Origin of the sequence: Mycolicibacterium grossiae (assembly GCF_008329645.1) — a bacterium.
In the GTDB taxonomy this organism is placed as follows: Bacteria; Actinomycetota; Actinomycetes; order Mycobacteriales; family Mycobacteriaceae; genus Mycobacterium; species Mycobacterium grossiae.
The window spans coordinates 3,853,960-3,876,788 of record NZ_CP043474.1; the positions used below are offsets into that span (position 1 = coordinate 3,853,960).

At 70.3% G+C, this 22,829-nt stretch carries 19 protein-coding genes; 10 read left to right on the forward strand and 9 right to left on the reverse strand.

The features are described from left to right. Positions 1-39 precede the first annotated feature (39 nt). Positions 40-1,035 carry a glycosyltransferase gene (locus FZ046_RS18600; protein ID WP_070354656.1) on the forward strand — a complete coding sequence of 332 codons (996 nt, stop codon included), beginning with the start codon at positions 40-42 and terminating at the stop codon, positions 1,033-1,035. 3 nt (positions 1,036-1,038) lie between these two features. Here FZ046_RS18600 and FZ046_RS18605 read toward each other — a convergent pair whose 3' ends face one another. From FZ046_RS18605 to FZ046_RS18615, 3 genes are read right to left on the reverse strand one after another with little or no spacing between them, the layout of a single operon-like run. Beyond that, on the reverse strand, positions 1,039-1,827 hold the full coding sequence (locus FZ046_RS18605) for an ABC transporter permease (RefSeq protein WP_070354655.1): 789 nt from the start codon (positions 1,825-1,827) through the stop codon (positions 1,039-1,041). Next, positions 1,824-2,567, reverse strand: coding sequence for an ABC transporter permease (locus FZ046_RS18610; protein WP_070354654.1), 744 nt, complete (start codon positions 2,565-2,567; stop codon positions 1,824-1,826). Before FZ046_RS18610 ends, FZ046_RS18605 begins: the two co-directional genes overlap by 4 nt. A 31-nt stretch (positions 2,568-2,598) precedes the next feature. Next, positions 2,599-3,528, reverse strand: a complete 930-nt coding sequence (locus FZ046_RS18615) for an efflux ABC transporter ATPase subunit, DrrA-related (RefSeq protein WP_070354653.1) — start codon at positions 3,526-3,528, stop codon at positions 2,599-2,601. Between the two features lie 131 nt (positions 3,529-3,659). Between FZ046_RS18615 and FZ046_RS18620 the strand changes: the two genes are divergently transcribed. After that, positions 3,660-4,379, forward strand: a complete 720-nt coding sequence (locus FZ046_RS18620; protein WP_070354652.1) for a glycosyltransferase family 2 protein — start codon at positions 3,660-3,662, stop codon at positions 4,377-4,379. A gap of 21 nt (positions 4,380-4,400) precedes the next feature. Here FZ046_RS18620 and FZ046_RS18625 read toward each other — a convergent pair whose 3' ends face one another. From FZ046_RS18625 to FZ046_RS18635, 3 genes are all read right to left on the reverse strand, one after another. After that, positions 4,401-6,125, reverse strand: coding sequence for an AMP-binding protein (locus FZ046_RS18625; RefSeq protein WP_070354651.1), 1,725 nt, complete (start codon positions 6,123-6,125; stop codon positions 4,401-4,403). A 381-nt stretch (positions 6,126-6,506) separates the two neighbouring features. Further along, positions 6,507-7,241 carry a hypothetical protein gene (locus FZ046_RS18630; protein WP_070354650.1) on the reverse strand — a complete coding sequence of 245 codons (735 nt, stop codon included), beginning with the start codon at positions 7,239-7,241 and terminating at the stop codon, positions 6,507-6,509. A 45-nt stretch (positions 7,242-7,286) separates the two neighbouring features. Beyond that, a complete protein-coding gene (locus FZ046_RS18635; protein WP_070354649.1) occupies positions 7,287-7,652 on the reverse strand; it encodes a transcriptional regulator in 366 nt (121 codons plus the stop codon). 151 nt (positions 7,653-7,803) lie between these two features. On the opposite strand from FZ046_RS18635, the gene FZ046_RS18640 reads away from it, so the two are divergent. Beyond that, positions 7,804-8,397 (forward strand): hypothetical protein, encoded by a 594-nt coding sequence (locus FZ046_RS18640; RefSeq protein WP_070354677.1) that lies wholly within the window; start codon positions 7,804-7,806, stop codon positions 8,395-8,397. A 229-nt stretch (positions 8,398-8,626) separates the two neighbouring features. After that, positions 8,627-11,770: an isoleucine--tRNA ligase gene (gene ileS / locus FZ046_RS18645; protein WP_070354648.1), complete on the forward strand. Its 3,144-nt coding sequence runs from the start codon at positions 8,627-8,629 to the stop codon at positions 11,768-11,770. Position 11,771: 1 nt separating this feature from the next. On the opposite strand, the gene FZ046_RS18650 is transcribed toward ileS, so the two are convergent. Then, a complete protein-coding gene (locus FZ046_RS18650) occupies positions 11,772-13,100 on the reverse strand; it encodes a hypothetical protein (RefSeq protein ID WP_149484290.1) in 1,329 nt (442 codons plus the stop codon). A gap of 39 nt (positions 13,101-13,139) precedes the next feature. Further along, positions 13,140-13,355, reverse strand: a complete 216-nt coding sequence (locus FZ046_RS18655) for an RNA-binding S4 domain-containing protein (protein WP_070355313.1) — start codon at positions 13,353-13,355, stop codon at positions 13,140-13,142. A gap of 41 nt (positions 13,356-13,396) precedes the next feature. On the opposite strand from FZ046_RS18655, the gene FZ046_RS18660 reads away from it, so the two are divergent. Continuing rightward, positions 13,397-14,770 carry a DNA polymerase IV gene (locus tag FZ046_RS18660; RefSeq protein WP_070355312.1) on the forward strand — a complete coding sequence of 458 codons (1,374 nt, stop codon included), beginning with the start codon at positions 13,397-13,399 and terminating at the stop codon, positions 14,768-14,770. Positions 14,771-14,807: 37 nt separating this feature from the next. On the opposite strand, the gene FZ046_RS18665 is transcribed toward FZ046_RS18660, so the two are convergent. Continuing rightward, positions 14,808-15,752 carry an asparaginase gene (locus FZ046_RS18665; protein WP_070355311.1) on the reverse strand — a complete coding sequence of 315 codons (945 nt, stop codon included), beginning with the start codon at positions 15,750-15,752 and terminating at the stop codon, positions 14,808-14,810. Between the two features lie 65 nt (positions 15,753-15,817). On the opposite strand from FZ046_RS18665, the gene lspA reads away from it, so the two are divergent. From lspA to dnaE, 5 genes are all read left to right on the forward strand, one after another. Beyond that, a complete protein-coding gene (gene lspA / locus FZ046_RS18670) occupies positions 15,818-16,501 on the forward strand; it encodes a signal peptidase II (protein ID WP_070355320.1) in 684 nt (227 codons plus the stop codon). Next, positions 16,501-17,430, forward strand: coding sequence for an RluA family pseudouridine synthase (locus FZ046_RS18675; RefSeq protein ID WP_070355310.1), 930 nt, complete (start codon positions 16,501-16,503; stop codon positions 17,428-17,430). The genes lspA and FZ046_RS18675 overlap by 1 nt, the downstream gene beginning before the upstream one ends. A 26-nt stretch (positions 17,431-17,456) precedes the next feature. Continuing rightward, positions 17,457-18,350 carry an EamA family transporter RarD gene (rarD, locus tag FZ046_RS18680; protein ID WP_099046037.1) on the forward strand — a complete coding sequence of 298 codons (894 nt, stop codon included), beginning with the start codon at positions 17,457-17,459 and terminating at the stop codon, positions 18,348-18,350. Positions 18,351-18,529: 179 nt separating this feature from the next. Continuing rightward, a complete protein-coding gene (locus FZ046_RS18685) occupies positions 18,530-19,177 on the forward strand; it encodes a TetR/AcrR family transcriptional regulator (RefSeq protein ID WP_170292450.1) in 648 nt (215 codons plus the stop codon). 12 nt (positions 19,178-19,189) lie between these two features. Beyond that, positions 19,190-22,744, forward strand: coding sequence for a DNA polymerase III subunit alpha (dnaE, locus tag FZ046_RS18690; RefSeq protein ID WP_070355307.1), 3,555 nt, complete (start codon positions 19,190-19,192; stop codon positions 22,742-22,744). Positions 22,745-22,829: the final 85 nt, after the last annotated feature.

The window sequence follows — 22,829 nt, forward strand, 5'->3', positions numbered from 1 at the left end:
CGGCCGGCGGCAGCGTGAGACGCGAAAGGACCGCAACGGGTGGGGGATTCGCCACGCGCTGTCTTCATCAACTGGTTTCCCTACCACGGCCGCAGTGACGGCATCGCCCGCTGCCTCGGCATCCCGGCGTGGTTCCACGACGGCGGCACGGGACCGACGGTCGTCCGCGAGCTGCGCCGGTGGCGGGACACCAATCGGTTGCTGCGGCGGGAACGACCCGAGGCCGTCCTCGTCATGCAGCCGCCGATCATCGTGCTGTGGGCCATCCGCCGGCATGCCCGGCGCACCTCGATGCGCATCGCCGGGGACCTGCACACCGGGGTGTTCGACGAACCCGGCAACCGGCTGGCACTGCGGCCCACCCTGCGCATGCTGCGGCGCTACGGCATGGCCGTGGTGACCAACGAGGCGCTACGGTCGGTCGCCGAGGCGCATGGTTGTCCCGCGCTGGTGCTGCACGACCCGATCGAGGCCGCCGAGTGCGACCCGTCCGACCCGGCCGACCCCGAACTCGCCGCGATCGTGCGGGACGCGTACGTCCTCGTGCCGCTGGCCTACGCCCACGACGAGCCCATCGACGCCCTCCTCGACGCCGCCCGGGCCACGCCGGACCTGACGTGGGTGCTCACCGGGCGCGCGCCCCGCCAGGTCGCCGCGCGGGCGCCGTCCAACGTGCGCTTCCCGGGCTACGTGTCCAACGACGACTTCCTGCGGATGGTCGGGCGCGCCGGCGTGGTGGTGGCCATGACGAAGAACGAGCACACCATGCAGCGCGCCGCCTACGAGGCGCTGAGCTTCGGCAGGCCGCTGGTCACCTCCGACACGGCGGTGCTGCGCGAGTACTACGGCGGCGCAGCGGAGATCGTCGCGCCGCGGGCCGACGACGTCGCCGCCGGGGTACGCCGTGCGCTCGCCGATCCGGCTGCCGTCGAGCGGATGCTGACGCTGCGCGAGCGCCGGATCGCCGAGCAGCACGCGGCGCTCGAGACGCTGCGCGAGTGGCTGCTGACGGGCCGGCTGCCCGACGGCCGGTAGCGGTCAGCCCGACTGCGCGGCGGCGCGATAGCTGCGGACGGCGAACGTCCCGGCGATCGCACCCACCCCGACCGTCCAGGCGAGCGTGCCGAGCAGGGGACCGGTGGCGTACTCGCCGTGCGCGAGGGCGCGCATCGCCTCGATCGTCGGCGACATCGGCTGCGCCCGGATGAACGGTCGCAGGAAGCCGGGAAACAGCTCAATGGGGGCGACCCCGGAGCTGCCGAACACCGCGCCGAGGCTGAACGTGCTCAGCCACGTCAGGATGGTGCGGTTCTGGAAGCGCAGCGCGACGATCAGCACGATCGTCGCGTACACCGTCACCCACACCACCGGGATTGCGACGAAGAGCAACGCCGCGGCCGGACCACCGGGGAAGCGCAGTCCCAGCGCCACGCCGACACCGGTGATGACCGTGGTGGCGACCAGGGTCCGCAACGCCTCGGCCAGCAGCGTGCCGGTCAGCGCGCTCGCCCGGTGCACCGGCATCAGCCAGAACCGGCTGAGCAGTCCGTTGTCGCGCTCGCTCGGGATGGACAGCGCGGCGGCCAGCGACCCCGACATGCCGCCGGCCAGCGCGCACATCGCGACGACGACCTCGAGGCTGTCGCTGCCGGTGAGTCGCGTCATCGACTTGCTGACCAACATGTAGTAGACGACCAGCAGCACGGTCGGGAACAGCAGGGACTGCAGCGGCACCAGCGGGCTGCGGCGCCAGCGGGTGATCAACCGCCCGGCGAAGATGGCGGTCTCGGAGAGGAACGCGAAGCGCGGCGGGGCGACGGTGCTCATCGCGGCCTCCGCTGCGAACGCAGGGCCACCCAGCCGAATACCACGGTCAGACCGATGCACCACGCCAGGCTGCCGAGCAGGTTGGGCAGCGTGACGTCACCGCCCGCGAAGCCACGCAGCGTGCCGGTGATGATCGAGATGGGTTGGTACTCCACGAAGGGCTGCACCCACTCCGGAAACGACGCGACCGGCGCCATCCCGGTCGAGAGCAGGACCAGCAGGAGCTGGGGGATGAGCAGCAGCTGGCTCGACGTGTCCGAGCGCTTGGCCAGCGATCCGGTGGCGTCGGCGCCGAGGGACAGTGCGAGCGTCAGCAGCAGGGACAGCAGCACGAACGCCGCGCCCAGACCAAAGCCGCCCTCCATCCGGAACCCGAAGGCGTAGGCGATGGAGATGGCCGCGATCAGCGCGAGCGTCCCGCGGATGACGCAGTACAGCATGCGGGCCACCAGCGGGGCGTACGCCGAGATGGGCAGGGTGCGCAACCGGACGCCGAACTCCGATTGACGTTCACCCGCTGCGTGATCGGTGGTGTTCAGCGCGCCGAACAGCATCGACTGCACGACGACGGCGGGCAGCACGTACTGCGCGTAGCTCATGCCCTCGGTGTCGATGACGCTGCGCAGCGCCAGCGTGAACCCGACGAACGTCAGGATCGGCGCCAGCACCGCGAACGCGAGGTCGAGGTTGCGGTAACTGGCCCGGAGCAGACGTTCCGTGAGCGCGACGACCCCCGTCATGCCGACGATCCCGTCATACCGACGACTTCCGTCATACCGTGAGCGTCGGACCGGTGAGGTGCAGGAACACCTCGTCGAGGGACGGTTTGCGCAGCGAGATGTCCATCAGTTCGACGCCGAGGTCGTCCAGCTTGCGGAACACCTCGCTGAGCGTCGAGACGCCATTGGATGCCGGCACCGAGACGGTGTTGGCGTCGGTGTCGATCTCGACGCCCTCGTAGGTGCCCAGGACGGCGGCGACCTTGGCCAGTTCCTCCGGGTGCAGTGGGGTCACCTGGCAGTAGCTGAAACCCATGCGGCGCTTGAGTTCCTCGGCGGTGCCGGTGGCGATCACCCGGCCGGCGTCGAGGATGACGATGTTGTCGCTGAGGACGTCGGCCTCCTCGAGGTACTGCGTGGTGAGGAGCACCGTCACGTCCTGCTCGGCGAGCGAGGCGACGAGCGTCCAGACGTCGCGGCGGCTGCGTGGGTCCAGACCGGTGGTCGGTTCGTCGAGGAACAGCACCTTGGGCGGCACCACCAGGGAGACCGCGATGTCGATGCGGCGACGCATGCCGCCGGAGTAGGTGCTGACGTTGCGGCCGGCGGCGCCCACCAGGTCGAAGCGCTCGATGAGTTCGTCGGCGCGTTGCTTGGCCTGCTTGCGCCGCATGCCGCGCAGGCGCGCGAACAGCACGAGGTTCTCGTGGCCGGTCAGTTCGGGGTCCAGCGCGGCGTCCTGGCCCGTCACGCCGATGCTCGCCCGCACCGCGCCGGGGTCGGCGACCACGTCGTGGCCGGCGACCGTGGCCCGCCCGGACGTCGGCGTCAGCAGTGTGGAGAGGATCTTGACGATCGTGGTCTTGCCGGCGCCGTTGTGCCCCAGCAGACCGAGGATCGAGCCGGTGGGGACGGTGAAGCTCACGTCCCGCAACGCGGGCAACGGCCCGAAGGTCTTGCCGACGCCGTCTACCTCGATCACGGGAACACGATACCGTGATCGCGACGGCCGGTTGACTTCCCGCTGTTTCGTTCACGATTGGGGCCGGACGCCGCGCGGTGGCGCGATCGTCGGCGACCGGCTTGGAGGCGAGTGACAGTGAGAGGCAACGGATGATCTCCTTCGTGATCCCGACGCTCAACGAGATCAAGACCATTGAACGGACGCTGCAGTGCGTGGCGGACTACCGCGGCGAGCACGAGGTGATCGTCTCCGACGGCAACAGCACCGACGGCACCATCGAGTTGTGCCGTCGCCTCGCCGACGAGGTCGTGGTGTACGACGCCCCGCAGCGGCAGACGATCGGGATGGCGCGCAACATGGGCGCGGCGAAGGCGAAGGGCGACTACGTCGTATTCCTCGACGCCGACGTGGTCATCTCCGACGTCGACGCCTTCTTCGCCGTCGCGCTCGAGGAGTTCCGCCGCAACCCCGCACTGGTGGCGATCACCGGCAAGTACCGGGTGTTCCGGGAGGTCAGCACGTTCTTCGACCGCTACGTGTTCTTCACCCTCGGGTTGCAATTCTGGTTGCAGAACAACGTGTTTCGCGTCGGGGCGTCGGGCGGTGAGTTCCAGATGATCGCCAGGGAGGCCTTCGAGGCGGTCGGCGGCTTCGACGAGCGGCTTGCCGCGGCCGAGGACATGGACCTCTTCCGGCGGCTGTCGAAGATCGGCCGCACCCGTTTCGTCGGCGGGCTCACCGTGTTCCACACCGGCCGACGCGCGCATGCGGTCGGCTGGCCACGGCTGCTGATGAGCTGGTTCTCGAACTCCGTGTCGGTGTTCGTGTTCAAGCGGTCGACGAGCAAGGAGTGGAAGGAAATCCGCTGATCCGCTGCCGGCCATCGCCGCTCAGGCGTCCAGTCGGACGAAGCGGCCCTGCCGGTACTGCTCGGCGCACGCCTGCCTGCGGATCTTGCCGCTGGTGGTGATGGGAATCGAACCGCGGGACACCAGCACCAGGTCGGACGCCGTGATGCCGTGGGCCTGCGAGATCGCGCTCGTGACCTCGCTCTTGACGGTCTTGAGCTTCTCCTGCGTCTCCTCCGGCGTGGCCCGCTCCTTCACCTCGACGATCGCCACCAGCTGCTCGGTGGTGTCGTCCTCGACGGAGATCGCGGCGACCCGGCCGCCCGAGACGGCGCTGACCGTCGCCTCGATGTCGTCGGGGTAGAGGTTGCGGCCGCGGATGATCAACAGGTCCTTGATCCGGCCGACGATGAACAGTTCGCCGTCGTCGAAGAAGCCGAGGTCGCCGGTGCGCAACCAGGGGGTGCCGCCCGGCTCCTCGCCCGCCAGCACGCCACCGAAGGTGTGTGCGGTCTCCTCGGGCTTGTTCCAGTAGCCGGCGCAGACGTTGTCGCCGCGCACCCAGATCTCGCCGATGGTGGCGGCGGGCGCCTCCTGGCGGCTGTCCGGGTCGACGATCCGGACCTCGGGGAAACTCGGCGTGCCGTAGCTGATGAGCGACGTGCCGGTGCTGCTGCGCCGGGCCATCCCCGCGGTGAGCTTCTCGGAGTCGAACGTGACGACGGTGGGCGGCTCGCCGGGCTCGTGGGTCGCCACGAACAGCGTCGCCTCGGCGAGGCCGAACGACGGGCGGATCGCCTCGCCGCCGAAGCCGGCCTTGGCGAAGCGCTGGGTGAAGCGGCGCGTCGAGACCGGCTGCACGCGCTCCGCGCCGCAGATGATGGCCAGCACGTCGCTGAGGTCCAGACCGGCCAGGTCGTCGTCGGTGGTGCGGGCCGCGGTGAGGTCGAGCGCGAAGTTGGGTGCCGCGGTGAGGGCGTGGGTGCGCAGCCCCATCTGCTGCACCCAGCGGGCGGGGCGCTGCAGGAAGGCGATGGGGCTCATGATCACCGACTGCCATCCGCCGAAGATGGGCGCGCAGATGCCCAGGATGAGGCCCATGTCGTGGTAGAAGGGCAGCCACGAGACGACGGTGGTGCCCTGCGGGGCCACCTTGCCGTAGTGGCTCAGCAGCGCCGAGACCTGCTGTTCGAAGTTCACGAACAGGTTGCGTTGGGAGACCATCACACCGGCGGGCGTCCGGGTGGAGCCGGAGGTGTACTGCAGGTAGGCCGCCTCGGGTGGGGTCTCGCGGCGCGAGGTGGAGCGGCGGCGCACGCTGAGGTCCAGCTCGTCGACCACCAGGACGGTGGGCGCCGGGGCGTCGTCGATGGGGCTCGCGTAGGGGGCGACGGCCTCGGTGACGTCGGAGGTCGTGAGGATCACCGTGGGGCGGGCGTCGCGCAGCACGGCCGCGACGCGCTCGTCGTGGTGGCCGACCGTGGGCGTGGACAGCGGCACGGCGACGACGTTGGCCTCGAAGCACGCCAGGAAGCCCAGGATGTAGGACATGTTCTGCGGCGCGAGGATGACGACGCGGTCGCCGATCCGGGCGTGTTCGCGGATCTCGGCGGCCAGGCTCACCACCTGCTGCTGCAGCTGTGCCCAGGACAGGTGGTGCTCCACGCCGTCCCAGGAGGCGTCGAAGTCGAGGTAGGTGAAGGCGATGTCGTTCGGCTGCAAGCTGGCTCGCTCGCGAAGGATCGCGGGGATCGACGAGTCGAGCATGAGCGTGCCTCTCTGCGGCGGGTGGGGGTGGAGCTGATTGAGAGCTTAGGAAATGAAACCACGCGATGCGCAGCATAGCGAAAACGGCTATCTACCAGCCGCTTACCTCGACGCGGCGGGCACGCGGCCGGCGGCGCGCGACGGTGCGCGCAGCGCAAAGGTGATGCCGTTCACCACGATTCGATACCCTTCCCCCGAAAAGGCGGGCCAACTCGGTGAAACTGCCGGTGACGGGCGGTCGGGCCGGCGGTGCGTGCCGCCCACCGGATCGGTCGCGGCGTCGCACCCGGTAGCCGGGGTGGCGATCCGTTACGTCGAGCGGTCCCGCCGGTGCGGACGGACCGACCGGCCGGTGGGCTGCGCTCAGCTACGCCGCCGAGGTCAGCGGTCGACCGTGGTGAACCACTTGGTCTTGATGCGCCAGGAGTGGGCGGACGTCAGCGCGAACGCGGCGCCGCACAGGCAGGCGAAGATCCACACCAGCGTGCCGTTCTCGACGGGCTGCAGCGAGGGGAAGAAGGACGTCGTGATCCGGATGCTGCAGGCGATGATGCCGCAGAAGGACGCGAACAGGTAGACGTTGGCGATCGCCCGCGACCGGGGGTCCTTGCGCAGCACGAGCAGCGCCCGTGCCCCGTAGCCGAGTAGGTAGATCAGCGTGGCGCACAGCAGCAGCCAGTACGTGGTCAGCCAGAAGTCGGTTGGCACCTTGAAGAAGTCGGTGTTGTAGATGGCGGCGCCGTTGCCCAGCGAGAACGTCACGAGCAGCAGCGGGATGCAGACGGTGGCCGGCCGTTCGACGTACTGCTTGAACGTCTGCTGCAGGGCGTGGTCGTCCTGCAGGCGGCCGAGCGCGTTGTAGACGACCGCCGACGCCGCGACGATGTAGAGGTCGTGACCGAGGTAGTCCTCGAGATTCCACTTACCGGTGAGCGCGTGCAGCCAGTGCCCGAGCGTCTCGGACGCCCACGGGGACATGAGCAGCACTGCGCCGCCCTGGAGCGCGATGTTGAGCGTGGCGGCCACTTCCCAGCGGCACGACCACGTCACCCGACGGATCCAGAGGCTCCACGCGATGCACGCCACGGTGATCACGATGAGTACGGCTAGGGCCATGAGACGTCGCCTTCGAGCAGGATTTCGTTCAGCAAATCCTACGTCTTAGAGCGGCGGCGCGTCAGGACGTGGCGACAATTCCGACAGTTTACGTCGCACGGTGGTGCGCTGCTCGGTAACTGGTTCGGTCTTGGTGGCGACCATGACCGGGGCCGACTCGAGGTAGCTCCACACTTCCTCGCGGCTCATCAGGCCGAAACGGACCTGCAAGTCGGGGTAACTCAGCTCGAAACGGTCCGCCACCAGCCGCAATTCCTCGGCGTTCGGGTAGTCGGCGTCCTTGATTCGGCGGTAGTAGGTGCTGCTGGACGTACCCAGGGCGTCGTAGATGGCCTTGGCCTCGATGTCGCCGTCGAGCAGGTAATCGAGCAGGGCCTTGAGTTGCCTGCCGTTCTCGTCAGTACGTGGCACCGATCCACCATAGCTGGCGATCCCGCATTTGGGCAGTGCCAACCAGATCTTGGAGTGATTGCTCGTTATTGACAGTGCCGTCACAGTTTTGGCAGACGTATCCCAAATTTGGGAAACACGCTGTACGGTGATCCACATGATGTGCGCAAACATGCAGCTGACCGATTACGACGCCGAGGGCCGGCCGGCGCGAGACGACCTCGCGCTGCACTCGGCGCCGCTGTCCGAGGTCCTGACGCAGGAACTCGACGGCGCAGCTGCCGCCTCCGGGCTGACGGCGGAGGAGGTGTTGCTCGCCGCGCTCGGTCGCACCATCGACCGCACCATCGGCGACGGCATCGTCACCGTCGACCTCGCCGGCGTCGACGCACAACCCGTGGTGCTCACCTGCACCTCGCCGGCCGTGCTGCCCGCGGTCGAGATGCTCGCCGGCGTGCATCACGCCGTCGCCGCGCTGCGCCTGCATCGCGCGGTGCACGGCCTGCCGGTCGACGCTGCCGCCGTCGGGGACGTGCTGTTCACCGTCGACGGCGCCGGGCTGGGCCCGGTCGCCGCGGGACACGCCCTCGAGGTGCACGCGCGCCGGTGCGGCGGCGTCCTGGTGCTCGACTGGTGGTACGACGCCCGCGCCTTCGAGCCCTACACCGTCGAGGAGCTGTCCGAGCAGTTCCCCCTGGCACTCGTCGAGCTGACCTCGGAGGCCTGCGCCCCGATCGTCGCGCGTGCCGAGCTGGCGATGGCCTGATCGGGCGTGTCCTAGAATCGGACGCACGGCAGTGATCCGGCCATCACCGGGGAGTCTTCGGAAGAACGGCGCGCCACCGCGCGCCCAGTAGAACCGAACGGGTGGGCCCGTCATCGCCCGCTGACGAGCGGCGCACCACGTGCGCAAGCGGGGTGGTACCGCGGCGCTCGCGCAACGCGCGAACGTCGTCCCCGTGCCTGGAACCTCTGGCACAGGAGACGACACGACCGTGAGCGCCTACCCGAAGCCGGCGAGCGGATCGCCGAACTTCCCCGACCTCGAACTCGACGTCCTCGACTACTGGAACGGTGACGGCACGTTCCGGGCGAGCATCGACCGCCGAGACGGCGCACCCGAGTACGTCTTCTACGACGGCCCGCCGTTCGCGAACGGACTGCCGCACTACGGCCACCTGCTGACCGGGTACGTCAAGGACATCGTCCCGCGCTACAAGACCATGCGCGGATTCAAGGTGGAACGCCGCTTCGGCTGGGACACCCACGGACTGCCCGCCGAACTCGAGGCGCAGCGGCAGCTCGGGATCAGCACCAAGGCCCAGATCGAGGACATGGGCATCGAGAAGTTCAACGAGGCCTGCCGCTCCTCGGTGCTGCGGTACACCGACGAGTGGCGTCGGTACGTCACCCGCCAGGCGCGGTGGGTGGACTTCGACCACGACTACAAGACGCTGGACCTCGACTTCATGGAGTCGGTGCTGTGGGCGTTCAAGCAGCTGTGGGACAAGGGCCTCGCCTATGAGGGCTACCGTGTCCTGCCCTACTGCTGGAACGACGAGACCCCACTGTCCAGCCACGAGCTGCGGATGGACGACGACGTCTACCAAAGCCGGCAGGACCCGGCCCTCACGGTGGGCCTGCGGGTGACGGACGGACCGCTCGACGGCGCCTACCTGCTGATCTGGACGACCACCCCGTGGACGCTGCCGTCCAACCAGGCCGTCGCGGTGAACCCCGACGTGACCTACGCGGTCGTGGACCACGAGGGACGCCGCTTCGTCCTCGCTCAGGCCCGGCTCGCGCATTACGCGCGCGAACTCGGCGAGGAACCCACCGTGGTCGGCACGTACACCGGCGCCGAGCTGGTCGGCACGCGGTACCTCCCGCCGTTCCCGTACTTCGCCGACACCGACGGCGCCCGCAACGCCTGGCAGGTGCTGCCCGCCGACTTCGTCAGCACCGACGACGGCACCGGCCTGGTGCACATGTCGCCGGCCTACGGCGAGGACGACAAGGCCACGGCCGATGCGGCCGACATCGTCGCCGTGACGCCGGTCGACGCTCGCGGACGGTTCGACGACACCGTGCCGGACTACGCCGGTCAGCAGGTGTTCGAGGCCAACCCCCACATCATCCGCGACCTGAAGAACGGCACCGGGGCGGCGGCGGCCAACGGCGCGGTACTGCTGCGCCACGAAACCTACGAACACTCCTATCCGCACTGCTGGCGCTGCCGCAATCCGCTCATCTACCGGGCGGTGTCGTCGTGGTTCGTCGAGGTGACCGCCTTCCGGGACCGCATGGTGGAGCTGAACCAGCAGATCACCTGGTATCCCGAGCACGTCAAGGACGGCCAGTTCGGCAAGTGGCTGCAGAACGCCCGGGACTGGAGCATCTCGCGAAACCGTTACTGGGGCAGTCCCATTCCGGTGTGGAAGTCCGACGATCCGCGCTACCCCCGGATCGACGTCTACGGCAGCCTCGACGAACTCGAGCGCGACTTCGGCGTGCGGCCGGACAACCTGCACCGCCCGTTCATCGACGAGTTGACCCGGCCCAACCCCGACGACCCGACCGGACAGTCGACGATGCGCCGCATCGAGGACGTCTTCGACGTGTGGTTCGACTCGGGCTCGATGCCGTACGCCCAGGTGCACTACCCGTTCGAGAACCGGGAGTGGTTCCTGGGTGGCAATGAGGCGGGACGCGAGGACGCGCACTTCCCGGGCGACTTCATCGTGGAGTACATCGGCCAGACCCGCGGCTGGTTCTACACCCTGCACGTACTGGCCACGGCGCTCTTCGATCGGCCGGCCTTCGAGACGTGCGTCTCGCACGGCATCGTGCTCGGCAACGACGGCGCCAAGATGAGCAAGTCGCTGCGCAACTATCCCGACGTCAACGAGGTGTTCGACCGGGACGGCTCCGACGCCATGCGGTGGTTCCTCATGGCGTCGCCGATCCTGCGCGGCGGCAACCTCGTCGTCACCGAGCAGGGCATCCGCGACGGCGTGCGCCAGGTGCTGCTGCCGTTCTGGAACGCCTACTCCTTCCTGTCGCTGTACGCCTCGGAGAAGGGCACCTGGCGGACCGATTCGCCGCACGTGCTCGACCGCTACGTGCTGGCCAAGCTCGCGGTGCTGCGCGACGAACTGACGGCCTCACTCGACGCGTGCGACGTCTCCGGCGCCTGTGACGAGCTGCGCCAGTTCACCGAGGCTCTCACCAATTGGTATGTGCGACGGTCGCGTTCGCGATTCTGGGAGGAGGACCGCGACGCCGTCGACACGCTGCACACCGTGCTGGAGGTGATGGGTCGGCTCGCGGCTCCGCTGCTGCCGCTCATCTCGGAGGTGATCTGGCGCGGCGTCACCGGGGGACGCTCCGTGCACCTCACCGATTGGCCCGAGGCCGGCGAGCTGCCCGCCGACCCCGAGTTGGTGGCGGCGATGGATCAGGTGCGGGAGGTGTGCTCGGCGGCCTCGTCGCTGCGCAAGGCGAAGAAGCTGCGGGTGCGGTTGCCGCTGCCGAAGCTGACGGTGGCCGTCGAGCAGCCGGAACGGCTGCGTCCCTTCGTCGATCTCATCGCCGACGAATTGAACGTCAAGGCCGTCGACCTCACCGACGACATCGCGGCCTACGGCCGCTTCGAGCTGACGGTGAACGCCCGAGCGGCCGGCCCGCGCATCGGCAAGGACGTCCAGGCGGCCATCAAGGCGGTGAAGGCCGGTGAAGGCGTCGTCAATGCCGACGGCACCCTCAGTGCCGGACCGGCGACGCTGCTGCCGACCGAGTTCAGCGCGAAACTCGTCAGTGCCGAACCGGATTCGACGGCCGCACTGCCCGACGGCGCGGGCCTGGTGGTGCTCGACGGGACGGTCACCGAGGAACTCGAGGCGGAGGGCTGGGCGAAGGACCGCATCCGCGAACTGCAGGATCTGCGCAAGTCGTCCGGGCTGGACGTGTCCGACCGCATCCGCGTGGTGATCTCGGTGCCTCCGGAACGCCGGGACTGGGCGAGCACGCACGCCGAGTTGATCGCGGGGGAGATCCTGGCGACCAGCTTCGAGTTCGGCGAACCCGACGGCGGTGCCGAGATCGGCGACGGCGTCACGGTCGCCATCGCGCGGGCATGAGCTACTCGACGGTGCCCTCGAGCCCGAGGTCGGCGAGCGCCTGACGGAGCGAATCCCGCAGCGCAGCACGGGTGTTCGTGCCACCGGACACCCAGCTCGCCACCGACACCGACACTCGGCCGTGCACGCGGACGCAGCCCAGGAACAGCAGGCCACCCATCCGGTCGAGGACGGTGGTGGTCACGCCGGGCTCCAGCAACCGCGCCGCGAGGTAGTCGGCCTCGGTGCCGTCGGGCCGGTTGGCCTCCGGCGGGAACTCGCCGAGGTTCGAACAACCGATCGGACTGCCGACCTGCGCCACCATGCCCTCGAGGCGGCGCACCAGCACACTCGGGGTGAGCGGCACCAGTGCCAGCGGGCCGAGCAGTTCGTTGGGAGCCTCCGCCAGCGCGGTCAGGGTCTGCCTGATGTCGCTCCGCAGCGCCGAGAGATCGGTGGTGACCGTCGCCGGGTCGACGACCACCGACGCCTCGGTCAGCGCGTTGGCGCGGGTGTCGTCGGGGCCGCGTTCGCTCACCGGCAGCGACAACCGGACCCGGCCGTCGGCGTCGGTGCGGCCGAGGTGGTGACCGAGTCGCGCGCCGATCGCCGCGAACAGCGCGTTGCTGGTGCCGTGCAGGCTCGCCGCCCGCTGGTCCCAGTGCCCGAGGTCGACGAAGGCGGTCGCGTTCGGCACCACCACGCGCTGGGCGGCCTGCCGTTTGCGCTGTCGCGCACCGGATTTCGCCGACGTCGCGAGGTCGTCGCGTTCGGCGCGGGCGACGCGTACCGCCGCGGCCACCGCACGGCCCATGTCCGGCACGTCGCGCAGCGTCTGGCGGGCGTCCGCCAGCAGCGCCCGCCCGATCCGACGCGCTCCCGGCGGGGGATAGCCGAGGTCGCGGCGGACCCCGTTCGCCGCGTCCGCGACGGCCAGGATGATGGCCTTGGCGTCACCGATGGAGTGCGACACCACCAGGGTCACCGCCGCGCCGCCGTCGTCGAGCGGTTGCACCCCGAGGTGCCACGACGGCCCCGCGGCCGGGTCCACCGGCACCCGGACGCGCTCGTCGGCCCACAGCCAGACGTCGGCGCGCGCGCGGTCGGCGGCGGCCACGTGCAGATCCGCCGGGCCGGGCGCGGCGACCCACCGGTCGCGCCCGAACGGCAGCGGGGAGCGTTCGATGCGGCGGCCGAGCAGGCCGTGGCCGAGGTCGGTGTGGAAGCGGCGCAACCGGTCCAGGTCGACCGGACGGTCGTAGATCCAGGTGAATTGGATCAGTGGACCCCGGCCGAGCGCCCGGAGTGCGAGGAACGAGCCCTGGTCGATGTAGGCAAGGGTGTTGTCCACGCGGACATGGTAAGCAGCGCACCGCGCCGGGCGGGTGCGTCAGCCGCGCGCCACGCGTGCCGACGCGTCGTCGACCGTGACCGTGTCACCCGGCCGCAGCTGCCGCCCGCGGCGCAGCTCCACCTCGCCGTTGACGCTCACCCGGCCGTCGGCGATCACGGCCTTGGCGTCCGAGCCGCTGTCGATGAGCGAGGACAGCTTGAGGAACTGGCCGAGTCGAATCGACTCGTCGCGGATCGGCACGTCGGGGGCCACGCAGTCGAGGCTAGTCCGAGCCGGGCCCTAGCATCGCCTGCATGGACGGCCGCTGGGTCCTGCACTTCGACATGGACGCGTTCTTCGCGTCGGTGGAGCAGCTGACCCGCCCCACGCTGCGGGGGCGTCCGGTCCTCGTCGGGGGACTCGGCGGCCGCGGCGTGGTGGCCGGCGCGAGCTACGAGGCGCGGACCTACGGCGCGCGCTCGGCCATGCCGATGCACCAGGCCCGCCGGCTGGTCGGCGCCGGTGCGGTCGTACTGCCGCCGCGCGGCGTCGTCTACGGCGTGGCCAGCAGCCGCGTCCTGGACGCCGTCCGGTCGATGGTGCCGGTGATCGAGCAGCTGTCGTTCGACGAGGCGTTCGGCGAGCCCGCGGAACTCGTCGGTGCCTCTGCCGCCGACGTCGGCCGGTTCTGCGAGGACCTGCGCGCGCGGATTAGTGCGGCGACCGGCCTCGTCGCCTCGGTGGGCGCGGGCTCGGGCAAGCAGATCGCGAAGATCGCCTCCGGTCTCGCCAAGCCCGACGGCATCCGCGTCGTCGACCGCACCGAGGAGCGGTCGCTGCTGGCGGGACTGCCGGTGCGCCGGCTGTGGGGCATCGGCCCGGTGGCCGAGGAGCGCCTACACCGGCTAGGCATCGACACGATCGGCGCGCTCGCCGCCCTGACCGACGCCGAGGCGGCCGACGTGCTGGGCGGCACGGTCGGTCCCGCGCTGCACCGGCTGGCCCGCGGCGTGGACGACCGGCCGGTCGCCGAACGCGCCTCGTCGAAGCAGATCAGCGCCGAGTCGACGTTCGCCGAGGACCTGGTGACCCTGGACCGGGTGCGCGAGGCGGTCGGTCCGATCGGCGAGCACGCGCACACCCGGCTGCTACGGGACGGTCGCGGGGCGCGCACCGTCACGGTGAAGATGAAGAAGTCCGACATGAGCACGCTGACCCGTTCGGCGACGCTGCCGTACGCCACCACGGACTCGGCGACGCTGATCGCCACCGCCCGCCGGCTGCTCCTCGACCCGCGCGACATCGGCCCCGTCCGGCTGCTGGGCGTCGGCTTCTCGGGGCTGTCCGACGTCCAGCAGGAGTCGCTCTTCCCCGACCTCGAGCAGCTCCTGGAGGCCGCCGACGGCGTCCCGCAGCCGTCGCCCGAGGTTGAGGCCGATCCGGTGGCCCAGGGGACCGGGACGGCGTGGCGGATCGGGGACGACGTGCGCCACCGCGAGCACGGACACGGGTGGGTGCAGGGCGCCGGGCACGGCGTGATGACCGTGCGCTTCGAGACGCGGCGCACCGGACCCGGCCAGGCGCGCACCCTGCGCGCCGATTCGCCCGACGTCAGCCGCGCCAACCCGGTGGACAGCCTCGACTGGGACGACTACGTTGCGGCCCTCGCCGGCGACGGCACGGACTGACCCAGGTCGCGACGACCCAACACCAGGTCGCGACGACCTAACCCCAGGTCGCGAAGACGTCGGCCACGGCGGCGCCCGCGGACAGCGCGGCCATCAGCAGCACCCGCGCCTGCGGGGGACGCAGCGTTCGCACCGGCACCGCGCCCAGGTCGACGAGCGCCCGGCCCGGCCCGTAGCGCGGCGCAACCACCGCGCCGGGCACCCGCGACGCGATGACCACGGCCACGCCGGCCGCCCGGGCCCGCTCGACGCCGGCGATCACCTCCCGGCCCGCGTTGCCCGAGCCGAGCGCCTCGAGCACCACGCCGCGCGCCCCCGCCGCGACGACGGCGTCGAGCGCCACCGCGTCACTGCCGGCGGAGACGGCGACGACGTCGACCCGCGGTGCCGACGCCGCCGTGCCGACGGCGAGCCGGGGCCGGGCCGGGCCGTCGCCCAGGGAGCCGAGGTCGAGGTCGACGCTGCCGTCGCGGACCGTCCCCACCCGGTGGCCGGTGAACCCGTCGGGAACCTTGCTCAGCCCGAGGGGGCGACGCACGTCGCCGGCCATGCAGACGGCCACGCCGAGACCCGCGGCCGCCGGGTGCCCCGCGACCGCGATGGCGTCGCGCAGGTTGGCCGGACCGTCGGCGTCCGGGGCGTCCGCGCTGCGCATCGCGCCGGTCAGCACCACCGGTGTCGGCCCGGGCAGCGCGACCTCGAGCCACAGCGCGGTCTCCTCCATGGTGTCGGTGCCGTGGGTCACCACCACGCCGCCGGCCCCGTCGTCGATCGCCGCACGCACCGCGGTGGCGATCACGTCCCACTCGGGCGGGCCCAGTTCGGAGCTGTCGCGCGCGAGGACATCGTGCACCCGGACGTCGTGGGGAGTTGCCAGGGCGTCCAGGAGGGCCTCGCCGCCGCGGGTCGGTCGCGCGACGCCGTCGGGGTCGGCGGTCGTGGCGATGGTGCCGCCGGTGGTCACGACGACGACGACGGTCACGTCCGAACCCGTTTCCGACTCATGCGGCGATCATCGCGCATCCCGGCTTTGGGATGATGGACGGCGTGACTGATGAATCCACGGGCTCGGCCGAGCCAGTGACCGCCGACGGCGAGGTCGTGGCGCGGTCGCCGCGCCGCCGTCTCCGCCTGCTGCTCGTGGTCGCGGCCGTCGTCCTCGTCCTGGACGTCGTTTCGAAGGTGCTGGCCGTGCACCTGTTGACGCCGGGCCAACCCGTGTCGATCATCGGCGACACCGTCACCTGGACCCTGGTGCGCAACTCGGGGGCCGCGTTCTCGATGGCGACGGGCTACACCTGGGTGCTGACGCTGGTGGCCTCCGGCGTGGTGGTCGGGATCATCTGGATGGGCCGGCGGCTGGTGTCGCCGTGGTGGGCCCTCGGGCTGGGCATGATCCTCGGCGGTGCGCTGGGCAACCTGGTGGACCGCTTCTTCCGCTCGCCGGGGCCGTTGCGCGGCCACGTCGTGGACTTCCTGTCGATCGGCTGGTGGCCGGTGTTCAACGTCGCCGACCCGGCCGTGGTGGGCGGTGCCATCTTCCTGGTGGGGCTGTCGCTGTTCGGCTTCGACTTCGACGCCGCCGGGCGCCGCACGGCCGATGACGCCGCCGGGCGCCGCACGGCCGATGACGCCGCCGGGCGCCGCACGGCCGATGACGCCGCCGGGCGCCGCACGGCCGATGGGGAACCGACCGAGCGCACCGCATCGGACGAAGCCAACCCCACCTGATGGCGACGCGGTCGATGCCGGTCCCGGAGGGGCTGGCGGGGATGCGGGTCGACGCCGGGGTGTCCCGGTTGCTCGGACTGTCCCGCACCGTGGTGGCGACGATCGCCGAGGACGGCGGCATCGCGGTGGACGGCGCGCCGGTCGGCAAGTCCGAACGGCTGGAGGCCGGCGCCTGGCTCGAGGTGACGCTGCCCGAAGCGCCTGCGCCGCTGGAGAATCCGGTGGTCGACGTCGAGGGCATGGACATCCTGTACTCCGACGCCGACATCGTGGCGGTCGACAAGCCCGCCGGGGTGGCCGCACATGCATCGGTGGGCTGGACCGGGCCCACGGTGCTGGGCGGGCTGGCAGCCGCCGGCTACCGCATCACCACGTCCGGCGTGCACGAGCGCCAGGGCATCGTGCACCGGCTGGACGTCGGTACCTCGGGCGTCATGGTGGTGGCCATCTCCGAACGCGCCTACACGCTGCTCAAGCGCGCGTTCAAGGAACGCACCGTCGACAAGCGCTACCACGCCCTGGTGCAGGGTCACCCCGATCCGTCCAGCGGCACCATCGACGCGCCCATCGGGCGTCACCGCGGCCATGACTGGAAGTTCGCCGTCACCGAGGGCGGACGCGACAGCGTCACTCACTACGACACCGTCGAGGCGTTCGTCGCGGCCAGCCTGCTCGACGTACACCTCGAAACCGGCCGCACGCACCAGATCCGCGTGCACTTCTCCGCGCTGCACCATCCGTGCTGTGGCGACCTCACCTACGGTGCCGACCCGAAGCTCGCCAAGCGGCTCGGCCTGGAGCGGCAGTGGCTGCACGCCCGGTCGCTGGCGTTCGCCCACCCGGCCGACGGCCGCCGCATCGAGATCACCAGCCCGTACCCGGCGGATCTCCGGCACGCGCTGGACGTACTGCGCCGCCACGACGCGTGACCGACGACGGAGGCCGCCGGTCGGGGGTGTTGTTCGGCGTCGGCGCCTTCGCGTGGTGGGGACTCTGTCCCGGGTACTTCCCGCTGCTGCTGCCCGCGGGGGCTCTCGAGGTGCTGGCGCACCGCATCCTGTGGAGTGCGGTCAGCCTCGTCCTGGTGCTGCTGATCGCCCGACGGCTCGGCGACCTGCGCCGCCTCGGCGGCCGCACCTGGCTGCAGCTCGCGGCCGCCTCGGCGCTGGTGTCGGCCAACTGGGGCGTCTACATCCACGCCGCCACCACCGGCCACGTCGTCGACGCGGCCCTCGGCTACTTCATCAACCCGCTGGTGACCGTCGCGCTCGGCGTGCTCGTGCTGCGCGAACGCATCGGCCGCTGGCAGCTCGCGGCGCTCGCCCTGGCCGTCGTGGCCGTCGGGGTGCTGACGGCCGGGGTCGGTTCACCGCCGTACATCGCCGCGGCGCTAGCCGTCACGTTCGCGCTCTACGGTCTGGTGAAGAAGCTGGTCACCGCCGATCCCCGGGTCAGCGTCGCGGTGGAGACCCTGCTGGCCCTGCCGATCGCGCTCGGCTACCTGGTGGCGCTGCAGGTCACCGGCGGAGGACACGTCACCGGTAGCGGGGGAGGCCACGCCGTCCTGCTGGTGCTGGCGGGCCCGGTGACCGCGATACCGCTGCTGCTGTTCGCCGCCGCCGCCCAGCGGCTGCCGTTGATCACCATGGGCCTGCTGTTCTATCTCAACCCCGCGCTGCAGATGGCGTGGGGCGTCGCAATCGGGCACGAACCGATGCCGGTCGCCCGCTGGATCGGTTTCGGCCTCATCTGGCTGGCGCTGGTCGTCATGAGCATCGGTGCGCTGCGGTCCCGTGCGGCGACCGCGCCCGCGGACGGCGGCGCACTCGCCGATCCGTCGTCGCGCTGACCCCCGAGCGCCGCCGGCGGCGCCGTGCTTCGTTTGCCGGACCCCAGCTGTTGACCGCGCCTTGGCTATGTCCTACGGTTTGCTGAACGAGGGCCCTCGCAATCCTCGCCGGTGAGGTCAGGACCATGTCGCAAACCGATGAACGGCCGCGGACGGCCGCCAGGAGGCGGGGTCGCCCGGTGGGGTCGGACTCCGTCGAGACGCGCAACCGGATCCTGCGCGCCGCGCGCCACGTGATCAACGAGCGCGGCTATCCCGCCGCGACCTTCCAGGCGATCGCGGTGCAGGCCGACCTCAGCAGGCCCACGCTGCACTACTACTTCTCGTCGCGCGACGAGATCTACGACGTGCTCATGGCCGAGTCCGCGCACCTGGTCGACGACTGCGTGGCCACGGCGCGGCAATGCGACACGCTGGGAGAATCGCTGGCGGCGCTGGCCGAGGCCATCCACGACCCCGGCCACCACGACCGCTCGGCCGTCGCATTCCTGGTCAGTTCGCGGCTAGAGGCCAGCCGCAACCCCGACCTCGGCGACGAGCGCACCGACGCGCTGCGGCGGCACCTCGCGACGCTGGTGTCCGACGCCGTGGGGCGCGGCGAACTGCCCGCCGACACCGCGGTCGGACCGCTGGCGGACATGCTGCACTCGGTGCTGTGGGGCGTCGGTCTGTGGTCCGGCCGCCCGCACGGGGAGGCGTCCGCGAGGTCGGTAACCAAGCAACTCGCCGAGCTGTTCCGGCATGGCTTGCTGGCCACGGAACGAAGCGCCACGCCGGCACGAGACACGTACCGCGACACGCCGAGCGCCGTCGGAGGTCGGCCATAGACTGACGCTCCTATGGCTTCCCCGTCCGCACCCCGCTCCAGTGCCTCGTTCGTGCATCTGCACAATCACACCGAGTACTCGATGCTCGACGGCGCCGCGAAGGTCAAGCACATGTTCGCGGAGGCCAAGCGGCTCGGGATGCCCGCGATCGGGATGACCGACCACGGCAACATGTTCGGTGCCAGCGAGTTCTACAACGCGTCGAAGGACACCGGCGTCACGCCGATCATCGGCATCGAGGCCTACATCGCGCCGGGGTCGCGGTTCGACACCAAGCGCGTGCAGTGGGGCGATCCCAGCCAGAAGGGCGATGACGTCTCGGGCAGCGGCGCCTACACGCACATGACGATGGTCGCCGAGAACGCGACGGGCCTGCGCAACCTGTTCAAGCTGTCCTCGCTGGCGTCGTTCGAGGGCCAGCTCGGCAAGTGGGCCCGGATGGACGCCGAACTGATCGCCGAGCACGCCGAGGGCATCATCGCCACCACCGGCTGCCCCTCGGGGGAGGTGCAGACCCGGCTGCGGCTGGGCCACGTCGACGAGGCCGTCGCGGCAGCCGCCAAGTGGCGGGACATCTTCGGGCCGGACAACTTCTTCCTCGAACTGATGGACCACGGCATCGAGATCGAGCGCCGGGTGCGCGACGGCCTGCTCGACGTCGGTCGCCGGCTCGGCATCCCGCCGCTGGCCACCAACGACTGCCATTACGTCACCAAGGAGGCGGCGCGCAACCACGAGGCGCTGCTGTGCGTGCAGACGGGCAAGACGCTGTCGGATCCGACGCGGTTCAAGTTCGACGGCGACGGCTACTTCCTCAAGCCCGCCGAGGAGATGCGGGCGATGTGGGACGCGCAGGTGCCCGGCGCGTGCGACTCGACGCTGCTGATCGCCGAGCGCGTGCAGTCCTACGCCGACGTGTGGGAGCCGAAGGACCGGATGCCGGTCTTCCCGGTGCCCGAGGGCCACGACCAGGGGTCTTGGCTGCGCCACGAGGTCGACGCCGGGCTGCGTCGCCGGTTCCCGTCCGGCGTGCCGACCGAGTACACCGATCGCGCCGCCTACGAGATCAAGGTCATCTGTGACAAGGGCTTTCCGGCCTACTTCCTCATCGTCGCCGACCTGATCACCTACGCGAAGTCCGTCGACATCCGCGTCGGCCCGGGCCGTGGGTCGGCCGCCGGGTCGCTGGTCGCGTACGCACTCGGCATCACCAACATCGATCCCATTCCGCACGGTCTGCTGTTCGAGCGCTTCCTCAACCCGGAACGGCCGTCGGCGCCCGACATCGACATCGACTTCGACGACCGTCGCCGCGGCGAGATGCTGCGGTACGCCGCCAACAAGTGGGGCAGCGACCGCGTCGCGCAGGTCATCACCTTCGGCACCATCAAGACGAAGGCGGCGCTGAAGGACTCGGCGCGGGTGAACTACGGCCAGCCCGGCTTCGCGATTGCCGACCGCATCACCAAGGCGCTGCCGCCGCCCATCATGGCCAAGGACATCCCGCTGTCGGGCATCACCGACCCGGCGCACGAGCGGTACAAGGAAGCCGCCGAGGTGCGCAGCCTCATCGACACCGACCCGGACGTGCGCACCATCTACGAGACCGCCCGCGGTCTGGAGGGCCTGGTCCGCAACGCCGGCGTGCACGCCTGCGCGGTGATCATGAGTTCCGAGCCGCTCGTCGACGCGATCCCGCTGTGGCGGCGGCCGCAGGACGGTGCCGTCATCACCGGCTGGGACTACCCGTCGTGCGAGGCCATCGGCCTGCTGAAGATGGACTTCCTGGGTCTGCGGAACCTGACGATCATCGGCGACTGCATCGAGAACATCAAGGCCAACCGGGGCGTCGACCTGGACCTGGAGACGCTGAGCCTCGACGACCCGAAGGCCTACGAGCTGCTGTCCCGCGGCGACACCCTCGGGGTGTTCCAGCTCGACGGCGGGCCGATGCGCGACCTGCTGCGCCGCATGCAGCCCACCGAGTTCAACGACATCGTCGCGGTGCTGGCGCTGTACCGGCCCGGCCCGATGGGCATGAACGCCCACAACGACTACGCCGACCGCAAGAACGGCCGGCAGGCCATCAAGCCGATCCACCCGGAGCTCGAGGAACCGCTCAAGGAGATCCTCGCCGAGACCTACGGCCTGATCGTCTACCAAGAGCAGATCATGTTCATCGCCCAGAAGGTCGCCGGTTACTCGATGGGCAAGGCCGACGCGCTGCGCAAGGCCATGGGCAAGAAGAAGCTCGAGGTGCTCGAGGCCGAGTACAAGGGCTTCAAGGAGGGCATGACCACCAACGGCTTCTCCGAGGCCGCGGTGAAGGCGCTGTGGGACACCATCCTCCCGTTCGCCGGCTATGCATTCAACAAGTCACACGCCGCCGGCTACGGCCTGGTCTCGTACTGGACGGCCTACCTCAAGGCCAACTACCCGGCCGAGTACATGGCGGGGCTGCTCACCTCGGTCGGCGACGACAAGGACAAGGCCGCGGTGTACCTCGCCGACTGCCGCCGGCTCGGCATCACGGTGCTGCCGCCCGACGTCAACGAGTCGGTGCAGAACTTCGCCTCGGTGGGCGCCGACATCCGGTTCGGCCTGGGCGCCGTGCGCAACGTCGGCGCGAACGTGGTGTCGTCGTTGATCGCGTCGCGCGCCGACAAGGGCAAGTACACCGACTTCTCGGACTACCTCAACAAGATCGACATCACGGCCTGCAACAAGAAGGTGACGGAGTCACTGATCAAGGCGGGGGCGTTCGACTCGCTCGGGCATTCGCGCAAGGGTCTGTTCCTCATCCACACCGACGCGGTCGACTCGGTGCTGGGCACCAAGAAGGCCGAGGCCATGGGGCAATTCGACCTCTTCGGTGGCGCCGACACGGCCACCGATGCGGTGTTCACGATCAAGGTGCCCGACGACGAGTGGGAGGACAAGCACAAGCTCGCCCTCGAGCGCGAGATGCTGGGTCTGTACGTGTCCGGCCATCCGCTGAACGGCGTCGCGCACCTGCTGGCCACCCAGGTCGACACGCACATCCCCGCGATCCTCGACGGCGACGTCGCGCCGGACACTCAGGTGCGCGTCGGCGGCATCCTCGCCTCGGTGAACCGTCGCGTCAACAAGAACGGATTGCCCTGGGCCTCAGCCCAATTGGAGGACCTCACCGGCGGCATCGAGGTGATGTTCTTCCCGCAGACGTACGCCACCTTCGGCGCGGACATCGCCGACGACGCGGTGGTGATCATCGGCGCCAAGGTCAACGCACGCGACGACCGGCTCTCGCTGATCGTGAACGACCTGGTGGTGCCGGACTTCTCGAACGCCGCGGCCGACCGGCCGCTCGCCGTCAGCCTGCCCACCCGGCAGTGCACGATGGAGAAGGTGAGTGCGCTCAAGCAGGTGCTCGCCAATCATCCCGGCACGTCGCAGGTGCACCTGCGCCTCATCAGCGGCGAGCGCATCACGACGCTCGAACTCGATCAGGCACTGCGGGTCACGCCGTCCTCGGCGCTGATGGGCGATTTGAAGGCCTTGCTCGGTCCGGGCTGCCTCGGCAGCTGAGCGGTCAAACCGGCGCTTAGTACCAGGCGCGCCAACGGATTCGGCCTTTCGTACGATTCACCCCCGCGCCGTTCGTTGGGCACGC